We start from the raw sequence: 11,619 nt of genomic DNA on the forward strand, positions 1-11,619 counted from the left end.
GTCGAGGTGATTCGTTTCGAGGCTTGAGAGTGCGAAATGACGTGCCGCTCCCGGGATGTCGAAACAAGCGCGGCAATACGACGATAACGCGCCTCAAAATTGTTTTGAAAAAAATATCTTTATAATCAAGACTGTATGGCGGGTTTTTCTGCTGCAGGCACAAGGCCTTTGCCAGAATTTTTATCGTGCTGAGCTTTTTTTGCATCCGCATTGTCACGGCGGCAGGGGCTGTATATAGCCGGCGGTAATAAGGTAGTGTTTTTTGTCGAGCCTGAAGCAATCTATTAATGAAATGTGACCTATTGGATATCCCAACAACGCAACGTTGTTGTCTGCCAATGCAGCGGCTGCGCAAGATATAAAATCCTTTGTCCCTGAGCGTAATTAAGAGTTCTGAAATGCACCTGATTGTTCATCAACGACACGTTACGGTTAGCCAGAGCCTGTCGAGATCGCTGTTGAACAGTTGCGCTGCCATGGCTTTGGCCTTGGCGCCTGCCGTCGTGACTGTAGGCGTGACGCTCGCACCTACCTCTCAGGCTCAAGCCCAGACCAAGACGTTGCCGGGGACCAGTTCGGGCATCACACTCAGTAATTATCCCGGATACACCAGCTTTCTGATCACGCCATCAACGACGGACAGTGCTATTTCCGGCAGCGCTGTCGCGGGCAGCGGTTCCAATATCTGGACCCTGACCAACCAGGGCACGGTTACCGGCAATGCTGTCCCTGGCATGTCCTTCGACGGCGGCGGTCTGGTGACCAACAGCGGCACCAGCTCGCAGATATCCGGCTCTATCGGCGTGAGCATTTTAGGTGCCCCAGGCACCGTGGTGAACGAGGGCACCATCACCGCCAGCAATCGGGGCATTTATTTCAATGCCGGCGGCACGGTCACCAATTCCGGCACCTCGGCATTGATCACCGCCGGCGGCTACGGCGTCTATATCCGGGATGGCGCCGGCACCGTCACCAATTCCGGCACCATCCGCAGTACGGGCGATCATGCCATCGCCATCTGGTATGCTGGCGGCAGCGTGACCAATGCCGCCACGGGCGTGATCGCGGGTGCCAACAGTGGCGTGACCTTCGGCTCCACCGGCGGCGTCAACGCCACGGTGACCAACAGCGGCTTGATTACCGGCACCAATTCATTCGCGGTGAATGTCGATCAGGGCGTCATCAACAACAACGCCACCGGAACCATATCGGGCAAGAGCGGCGTCCAGATCGGCACCACGGGCACGCTGATCAACGACGGCACCATCACCGCGAACGGGGCGTTCTCCGGGACGGTGGCCAACGATGCGAACAGCGCCGGCGTGCGCACCAATCAGTCTGCCGTCCTGATCACCAACAACGCCAGTGGGACTATTACCAGCGCCGCCTTGGGTATCCGTTTGGGCAACGGCGGCCGGGTGACGAATGCGGGCACCATCAGCGTGGGGGCCGCTGCGGGATTCGGCATCTATGCGGAGGTCGGCGTCGCCACCATCACCAATTCCGGGACGATTCTGGGCGGTTCCTCGGGGACGGGTGTCTACCTCGCCGCTGGCGGAACGGTGACCAATAGTGCTGCTGCGGCGATCATCTCCGGCGGGGCCAAGGGTATCGCCATCAAGGGCGCGGCCGGCACGGTGTCGAACAGCGGTACGGTGATCAGCGCTTCTGGCGTCGGCGTCGCGTTGTCGAAGGGTGGCCACGTGACCAACAATTCGGGAGGGACCCTTTCCGGCACCGTCGGCGTGACGAGTACCGGTGCCGTCACCACGCTGATCAATTACGGCACCATCATTGGCAACAGCGGCACAGCCATCCGCCTGACCGGCGTATTTAATGATTCGGTACAATTGCGGGCGGGTGCGGTGGTCACCGGCGTCATGGATGCCGGCTTAGGCACCGACGCATTGCAGTTCGGCGGTTCCACGGCAGGCACCATCGCCAATGTCAGTGCCATCAATTTCGAGACCGCCACGGTCACGACCGGATCGAACTGGACCTTTACCGGCTCTAATTCGCTGGGCACCGCCGCCTTGAGCAACTCAGGTCAGGTGGCGGTCGCCGCCGGCGGCACCTTTACCAATTCCGGCTCGTTCACCAATGCGCAGACGCTGACTGCCGCGGGGACCTTCACCAACAGCAGCGTGTTGACCAACAGCGGTATAGCCAGCACCGTCATTGTTGCCTCCGGCGGCCTGTTCGCCAATAGCGGGACCGTCACCAACGGCGGCACGGTCAATGTCGCCTCGGGTGGCTTGTTCAGCAATAGCGGAACCTTGACCAATAACCGCGTGCTCTCGATCGCATCGGGCGGCTCCTTCGCCAATAGCGGAATTCTCACCAACGCCGCCACCCGGACGATCACCAATGCGGGCCTGCTGACGATCACGTCTGGCACCTTCACCAATAATGGTCTTCTGACCAATACCGGCAGCATCGCCGGTGCGGTGACGCTCACCGCCAACGGCACATTGAACAACCAACTCGGCGGCGTCATATCCGCCACGGGCAATGCGATCGTGAATGCCTCCAGCGTGACACCAACGCTCACCAATTTGGGCACCATCACCTCGTCCGGCGGCACCGGCATCGCCCTGTCCGCTGGCGGCAAGGTGACCAACAGTGGCAGCGCCTCCTCCATCGCCGGCAACAAGTCCGGCGTTAACATCTCCGGGGGCGCGGGCACGGTCATCAACGATGGTGCCATCAGCTCTTCGGGCGGCGCTGGTTACGCTGCCGTCAATCTGGCGGGCGGCGGCAGCATCAGCAATACGGGCGCCGCCAGCGTGATCTCCGGTGCCTATGGCGTCAACCTGAGCGGCGGCACGGGCACGTTGGTCAATAGCGGCACCATTTCAGGCACCTCGGGAAATGGGGTGTTCTTCTCCGCCGGCGGCGCGGTGGCCAACCTCACCAATTACGGCACCATCATCAGCACGGGAGCCTCGGCCCTCTATCTGCAGAGCGGCGGCGTGGTTACCAACGCTGCGGGTGCGACGATCTCCGGCAAGAGCGTCGGCGCTACCATCCTGAACGGCTACGGTGCCGGTTCCACCCTCACCAATGCCGGCACCATCATCGGCACCGATACGGCCTCCGGCATCGGCGTCTTCATTGATGTGTTTGGCCAGAGCAATACGGTGATCAACAGCGGCACCATCATCGGCACTGGCGGCACCGCCGTGCAGTTCGGTCGCAACACCGATGATCTGGTGCGGCTGCTGCCGGGCGGCGTCTTCACCGGCGTGGTCGATGGGGGCGGAGGCACTGATACGTTGGAGTTCGGCGGCACGGCGGCGGCCAATTTCAACGGGTTTGGCGGCTCGAGCTTCATCAATTTCGAAGTGGCCAGTGTGTTGTCCGGCGCCGACTGGACCTTCACTGGCGACAATTCGGTCGCCTCGACCCTGTCCATGACCAACAGCGGCAACATGACGGTTGCCACGGCTGGCACCTTCACCAATGCCGGGACCTTCACCAATGCCGGCACGCTGACCGCCACAGGCACGCTGATCAACGCGAACAGCATGACCAATTCCGGCACCATTGCTGGCGCCGTCACACTGACCGGCACAGGCGTGCTGACGAACAGCGCGACAGGCGCCATCACCGGCCCTGCGACAGGCGTCGGTGTCTTTGGTTTTGCGGGAGCCTCGGGGCCCGTCCAGAATTACGGGACGATCACCGGGTACGAGGCCGTCTGGATGGATGGCGGCGGCATCGTCAATAATTTGGGGACCGGGTCGCAGCTTATCGGCTCGTATATCGGTGTGGTCGGCTTCAGCGGCGCGGTCACCGTGACCAATGCCGGCACCATCCGGGCAACCACGCTGTCCACCATCGCCAGCCACGCCTACGGTATCTATGCGCGAGCGGGCGGCACCATCACCAATTCCGGCAGCGCGTCGCTGATCTCTTCGCCGGACATCGGCATCGGCTCCGGCTCCTTCGGGGCCAACGTGGTGAACAATCAGGGCCAGATCATCGGCACCAACTATGGCGTTTGGCTGACCAACGGCACATTCAACAACACCATCACCAATAGCGGCACCATTTCCGGCGGTACCAAGGCGGTGGCATTAGGCGCCGGCGACGACCTCGTGACCCTGCAGGCGGGCGCCACCTTCATCGGCGTGGTGGATAGCGGCGCCGGCACCAATACCTTGGCCTTCGACGGCACCGGCGGCAGCTTCACCGGCCTCGGCAGCGCCAGCTTCACCAATTTCGGCCTGGTCTCGGTCAATAGCGGCGCCAGCTGGACCTTCACCGGCGCCAATACCGTTTCCTCTGGCGTGGGGTTCACGAACAGCGGCACCCTGGCCAACATCGGCTCTCTGAGCAACGCATCTTCGCTGACCAATCAGGGTCTTCTGAGCAATACAGGCACCCTTTCGAACAGCGGGACTTTGCTGTCGTCGTCGGGCACCTTGCTCAACAGTGGGCTTCTGAGCAATACGGGACGTATTTCCGGCACGGTCACGACGACCGGCGCGGGCGTGGTGCGCAACCAGTCTGGCGGCAGCATCACCGGCGTTCTGGCGGGCATCACGGGCAGCGCGTCTGTGGTGGACAACTCTGGCACGATCAGCGCCAGCGGCGCCTCGGGCACGGCGGTCGCTCTGAGTTCTGCGAGCACGGTCAACAATACGGGCAGTACTGCGCTGATATCGGGTGGGCTGACAGGGCTGTCGCTTTCGGGTGGTGGCACGATCGTCAACAGCGGCAGCATCGCCGGGGTTCTTGGCCAGGGCGTGGTTCTGTCGCAGGGCGGCAGCGTCTCCAACAGCGGTCATATCAGCGGTGCGACGTCGGGCATTGAGATCACCGGCGGCACGGCTCTGGTGACGAATACGGGCACGATCATCGGCAGCGGCGCTTCGGGCGTCGGCGTGCTGTTCTCGGGCGGTTCCGGCACGATTGACAACTTCGGTGAGATTTCGGGTGCAGGCGGTACGGCAATCAGGTTTGCCGGCGGCACCAACCAGTTGATCCTGGAAAACGGCAGTTCGCTGAACGGCATTGCTGATGGCACGCTCGGGGTCAACACCCTGCTGGTGAATGGCAGCGCTACGCTTGCCGGCGTGACAGCCATCGGCTTCCAGTATGTCGGCTTTATCAACGCGACTCAGGCCGTCGACAGCGCCTCGACCATCACCAACGCTTCGGTGATGTCAGGGACACTGACCAACCTGGGGACGCTGGACGGCGCTTTACAAATCACCAGTGGCGCCACGCTTGTCAGCAGCGGTGTCGTGTCGGTGGATGATGACTCGGTCAACAATGGCATCTTTGCCAACAGCGGCGCATTACGTGTCGCCTCCGGTGCGTCGTTCACCAACATCGGCTCTCTGAGCAACGCGTCTTCGCTGACCAATCAGGGTCTTCTGAGCAATACAGGCACCCTTTCGAACAGCGGGACTTTGCTGTCGTCGTCGGGCACCTTGCTCAACAGCGGGCTTCTGAGCAATACGGGACGTATTTCCGGCACGGTCACGACGACCGGCGCGGGCGTGGTGCGCAACCAGTCGGGCGGCAGCATCACCGGCGTTCTGGCGGGCATCACGGGCAGCGCGTCTGTGGTGGATAATTCTGGCACGATCAGCGCCAGCGGCGCCTCGGGCACGGCGGTCGCTCTGAGTTCTGCGAGCACGGTCAACAATACGGGCAGTACTGCGCTGATATCGGGTGGGCTGACAGGGCTGTCGCTTTCGGGTGGTGGCACGATCGTCAACAGCGGCAGCATCGCCGGGGTTCTTGGCCAGGGCGTGGTTCTGTCGCAGGGCGGCAGCGTCTCCAACAGCGGTCATATCAGCGGTGCGACGTCGGGCATCGAGATCACCGGCGGCACGGCTCTGGTGACGAATACGGGCACGATCATCGGCAGCGGCGCTTCGGGCGTCGGCGTGCTGTTCTCGGGCGGTTCCGGCACGATTGACAACTTCGGTGAGATTTCGGGTGCAGGCGGTACGGCAATCAGGTTTGCCGGCGGCACCAACCAGTTGATCCTGGAAAACGGCAGTTCGCTGAACGGCATTGCTGATGGCACGCTCGGGGTCAACACCCTGCTGGTGAATGGCAGCGCTACGCTTGCTGGCGTGACAGCCATCGGCTTCCAGTATGTCGGCTTTATCAACGCGACCCAAGACGTCGACAGCACCTCGACCATCACCAACGCTGCGGTGATGTCAGGGACACTGACCAACCAGGGCACGCTGGACGGCGCTTTACAGATCACCAGCGGCGCCACGCTTGTGAGCAGCGGTGTCGTGTCGGTGGATGATGACTCGGTCAACAATGGCATCTTTGCCAACAGCGGCGCATTACGTGTCGCCTCCGGTGCGTCGTTCACCAACATCGGCTCTCTGAGCAACGCGTCTTCGCTGACCAATCAGGGTCTTCTGAGCAATACAGGCACCCTTTCGAACAGCGGGACTTTGCTGTCGTCGTCGGGCACCTTGCTCAACAGCGGGCTTCTGAGCAATACGGGACGTATTTCCGGCACGGTCACGACGACCGGCGCGGGCGTGGTGCGCAACCAGTCTGGCGGCAGCATCACCGGCGTTCTGGCGGGCATCACGGGCAGCGCGTCTGTGGTGGATAATTCTGGCACGATCAGCGCCAGCGGCGCCTCGGGCACGGCGGTCGCTCTGAGTTCTGCGAGCACGGTCAACAATACGGGCAGTACTGCGCTGATATCGGGTGGGCTGACAGGGCTGTCGCTTTCGGGTGGTGGCACGATCGTCAACAGCGGCAGCATCGCCGGGGTTCTTGGCCAGGGCGTGGTTCTGTCGCAGGGCGGCAGCGTCTCCAACAGCGGTCATATCAGCGGTGCGACGTCGGGCATCGAGATCACCGGCGGCACGGCTCTGGTGACGAATACGGGCACGATCATCGGCAGCGGCGCTTCGGGCGTCGGCGTGCTGTTCTCGGGCGGTTCCGGCACGATTGACAACTTCGGTGAGATTTCGGGTGCAGGCGGTACGGCAATCAGGTTTGCCGGCGGCACCAACCAGTTGATCCTGGAAAACGGCAGTTCGCTGAACGGCATTGCTGATGGCACGCTCGGGGTCAACACCCTGCTGGTGAATGGCAGCGCTACGCTTGCTGGCGTGACAGCCATCGGCTTCCAGTATGTCGGCTTTATCAACGCGACCCAAGACGTCGACAGCACCTCGACCATCACCAACGCTGCGGTGATGTCAGGGACACTGACCAACCAGGGCACGCTGGACGGCGCTTTACAGATCACCAGCGGCGCCACGCTTGTGAGCAGCGGTGTCGTGTCGGTGGATGATGACTCGGTTAACAATGGCCAGATCAATTCAAACGGGCTTCTGATTAACACCACCACCCTGACCAGCAATGGCGCCATCGCGAATACCGGCACGCTCAGCAATTCAGGATCCGTGATTAATAATGGTTCGCTGAGCAATACCGGCAGCCTTGCCAATACTGGCATGATGACCAACAGCGGCGGTATGAGTAATACCGGCACCATCAGTAATTCCGGCGTTTTCAGTAACTCAGGGACGTTCAACAACAGCGGCGACGTGTTGGCATCGAGCATTGGCGTTACGGGCGGGGGAAGCGTCAATAACACCGGCACGATCATCGGCACCGATGATACCGGCGTAAGTCTGGAGGCGGGGGGTGTGCTCACCAACTCTAGCAGCGGCTTTATTCAGGGTGGCATTTTCGGTGTGCAGGTCGCCAGCGGCGGCACGGTCGTCAATGCAGGCACCATTCTTGACGATGCGATTGCCGGTCTTGCACTCGGCAGCCAGGCTTCCCTTACCAACAGCGGCGTGATTGGCGGGGTTATCGGCCTTCAGTTTACCGGTCAAGACGCCAGCGCTATCAACAGTGGTACGATCTATGGCACGGGCGGTATCGCTGTGCAGTTCGGCAGCGGCGCGAATGCCCTGACTCTGACCACCGGATCTGTCGTCAATGGAGATATAGACGGCGGTTATGGCGCGGGTCAGATCACACTTGCGGGTTCGGGAATTTTGGCCAGCCAACTGGCCAATTTCGGTGCCGGAAGTCGGCTATCCATTGCTGAGAAGGCTGTGTGGAGAGCCAGTGGCACTTGGACGATAGGGTCTGTGATGAACGCCGGAACGCTGCAGCCCGGTGCTGCCGGCAGTGCGTTGCAGGTCAAGGGCGACTTCATACAGACGGCTGGCGGTACGCTGCAGGTCGCTGTCAATGCGGCCGGCGAGAGTTCACAATTGCAGGTCTCTGGCAGCGCGACGCTCGACGGCACCTTGTCTGTGCTGGCGGCCAACGGCACCTATAACACCTCTACCGCCTACTCGGTCATTTCCAGCACTAGCCTGACCGGTGAGTTCAGCAGCGTGAAGACCGATCTTGCGTTCCTGACACCCCAGGTGACCTATAACCCGAACGGAGTCACCCTGACGCTCACGACCGGTCGTGAACCTGTGGACTTCTCCAGTGCGGCCAGCACCACCAACGAACATAACGTCGCCGTCGCTGTACAGGCGGGCGGAGAGGACACGACGCTTTATCAGGCAGTCCTGGGACAGAGCTTAGAGGGCGCCCGCAGCGCCTTTAACATGCTTTCGGGTGAAGCCTACGCCTCCGTCACCACGGCCTTGCTGGACGACAGTCGTGCCGTGCCAAAAACCATGCTGAACAGACTACGACAGCAGACCTATGGCGCTGCCGCCGGTGAGTTTGCCGCTCTGGGCACCGGCGAAGCGAGTACGGTCACGTCTGGAAGTGAGTCCTCAACCTCCACTGTGATCACATGGGCCGAAGCCTTTGGTGGCCGAGGCAAGATCAGAAACGACGGTAACGCCGCATCGCTGAGTCACGATCGATCTGGTTTCATGACCGGCATGGACGCGCGCTTCGGTCAGAATTGGCGGGCGGGGGCTGCGGCCGGCTACACAAGTTCAAGCCTCACCCTATCTGAGCGGGCGAGTTTCGCCGATGTCGATACCTATAACCTTGGCCTTTATGCCGGTCGCGCCTTCGGCCGTGTCAATCTTCGGTTGGGCGGCGCCGTTAGCTGGAGCCATGTTGACATGGGACGCCGGGTCACCTTCCCGAGCTTCGAGGACGCACTGATCAGCCATTACGATGCCCGTACAGCGCAGGTGTTTGGTGAGATGGGTTATGGCTTCGTCTGGAAAGGCGTTGCTATGGAGCCGTTCGCCGGCCTGTCGCGTGTCCACCAGACGCGTGGTGTCGCTCAGGAACAAGGTGGCGACGCGGCCCTGAACGTGCAGAGCGCCACCACGGAGATGACCTACTCTACGCTGGGACTGCGCTCAGGCAGCCACTGGATATTCAGTAACGGCGTCAGGCTCGTCCCACGCATGACCTTGGGTTGGCAGCACGCCTACGGGGATCTGAACCAGGCCAGCTATATGACCTTGACCAGCACAGGCAATAGTTTCAAGGTAAATGGTGTTCTGCTGGCAAGGGATTCGACTGTGGTCGAATTGGGCCTGGACTGGAAGGTAAGAGACGAAATCAAGGTGGGCCTCTCCTATCAAGGGACTCTCTCCGAAAACGCAGAGGACCATGCCGTCACCGGTGTCTTCTCGTGGGTATTTTAAGGTCGTCGCGCATCTTGACCGGCGTGGATTGCAACGCTGATCAATAGTTTCTATCAGGTTCTGCCGCTTCACCAACAAAGGGATGGGGCGTCAGACCACAGGGCGGCTTAGTAGGAAAAGCCGGACCAGTCCGGGATACAATATATGAATCGTTTACAGCCAAATTTCTGTGCCTGTGGCAGCGGGCTCAGTGCATTGCGCTGTTGCCAGGCGGATCTTCAAAATTTTGCCGCCACACCCTCCAGCCGTCACCTGTTGCCTCTTGTTGACGAAGCCATTAGCCGACATGCCAATGGCGCTTTGAAGGAAGCGGAGGCCCTGTGTCTTGAGGTGCTGGAACTTGCACCTGGTCAGGGCGGGGCGTTGGCCGTCCTCTATCAGATACGTAAGGCCGAAGGCGCTATGGCGGCCGCTGAGGCGCTGGTAAAGCGCCTGGTGTCGCTGGATCCCAACAATATCTGGGCCACTCAGGAACTCGCTTTGCTATTGTTTGGCAGGGGCCATCTGGCGGAAGCGGAAGGCCACGCGCGCAATGCCGTGCGTATTGCGCCCACCGATCCGGTTTCACATAATCTGATGGGCATGATTTTGACGGAAATGAACCGACCGCAGGTTGGCGAATTTCACTATCGAAGGGCGCTTGAACTTCTGGGGCACCGGCAGCCCATTCTTCTCGCCAACCTCGCCTGGAACCTGAAGAATCAGGGGAAGATGGCCGAATCGCGGGCGCTTTATGAAGAGTTGGTTGGCCTCGACCCATCTATTCTGCAGACCTTGCTCGGTTGGGCGCGCATGGAGGAAACCGACCGGGATTTCGCGCGCGCGGACGCGTTGCTTGATCAGGCTGAGGCCATGGCGCCTGGCCATCCCAGCATATGGTTGCATCGCGCGGTCGTGCGCGGGCGTACCAAACATTATGACGACGCCTTGGCCATACTTGATCGCATCGCTCTATCTAGTCCTGGAGCCGGGCTTGGCACCAATGAGATGCTGGAAAAGGGGCGTTTGCTGGACAAGATGGGGCGCTTCGATGAGGCTTTCGAGGCCTTTAGCAGCGGAAAACGTCTGAACGTGGACCAGGGTGGCCCGGTGTACATGGCGGCGCATGCCACGCAATTGGTTGAGCGACTGAAGGCCTACTTCACCAGCAGCCGCTTACGCATTGTGCCCCGCGCCACGACGCTTAAACATGACCCGAAGCCCATTTTCATCCTTGGATTTCCGCGCTCTGGCACGACGATGGTTGAACAGACCCTGTCGGCCCATCCTAAGGTGTCCGCCGGAGACGAACTGACCTTCGTTAATGATGTGGCTGATTTGATGCCCCGTATGTTGAATAGCCCTCTGACCTATCCCGAGGCCCTGGCGGACCTATGGATGGGGGACCAATGCGAGGGGCTGAACAATCTGCGGGATTATTACCTGCAACGTGTGAAGCAACTGGGTATTGTCGAGCCGGGCGCCACGCGCTTTACCGACAAGATGCCTCTGAATGAAACGCACCTTGGGCTGATTGCGCTGATGTTCCCGGATGCGCCGCTTATACATGTCCTGCGCCACCCTCTGGATATTGTTCTGTCGGTCTATTCTAATCACCTGACCCACGGTTTTTACTGTGCCAACCAACTGGAGACCATCGCTCAGCATTATGTTCTGGTGATGGATCTGGTGGCGCACTATCGGCGTGAAATGACGCTAAAATATCTGGCTGTAAGATACGAAGATATCGTCGAAGATCAGGAGCCCAATGTCCGTCAGATTTTGGCGTTCGCGGATTTGCCTTTCGACAAGGGATGCTTAAAGTTCCATGAAAATAAACGTTATGCGCGCACAGCGAGTTATGCTCAGGTAACAGAACAGCTCTATGACAAGTCGCGTTACCGTTACAGGCATTATCTGAAGCACCTGGCGCCGGTGATCCCGATTCTGGAGCCAACGATCGCGCGTCTGGGATATTCGATAGATGGCTAGTGTGGCGCAAGGTCAGCAGCCGTCCCTTCAGGGGGGGGGATCTCGGACGGTCGACGCG

At 60.4% G+C, this 11,619-nt stretch carries 2 protein-coding genes; both read left to right on the plus strand.

Going from position 1 to position 11,619, the window contains the following annotated elements:
- Positions 1–398: 398 nt before the first annotated feature.
- Positions 399–9,590, plus strand: a complete 9,192-nt coding sequence (locus ABQ278_RS21335) for a hypothetical protein (RefSeq protein WP_349323013.1) — start codon at positions 399–401, stop codon at positions 9,588–9,590.
- A gap of 144 nt (positions 9,591–9,734) precedes the next feature.
- Positions 9,735–11,561, plus strand: coding sequence for a sulfotransferase (locus ABQ278_RS21340; RefSeq protein WP_349323014.1), 1,827 nt, complete (start codon positions 9,735–9,737; stop codon positions 11,559–11,561).
- The last annotated feature ends 58 nt before the right edge of the window (positions 11,562–11,619 follow it).

The organism is Asticcacaulis sp. MM231 (genome assembly GCF_964186625.1).
In the GTDB taxonomy this organism is placed as follows: Bacteria; Pseudomonadota; Alphaproteobacteria; order Caulobacterales; family Caulobacteraceae; genus Asticcacaulis.

Coding starts and splice junctions, on each gene's coding strand:
- ABQ278_RS21340 (WP_349323014.1), top strand. CDS start 9,735: ATGAATCGTTTACAGCCAAATTTCTGTGCCTGTGGCAGCGGGCTCAGT.
- ABQ278_RS21335 (WP_349323013.1), top strand. CDS start 399: ATGCACCTGATTGTTCATCAACGACACGTTACGGTTAGCCAGAGCCTG.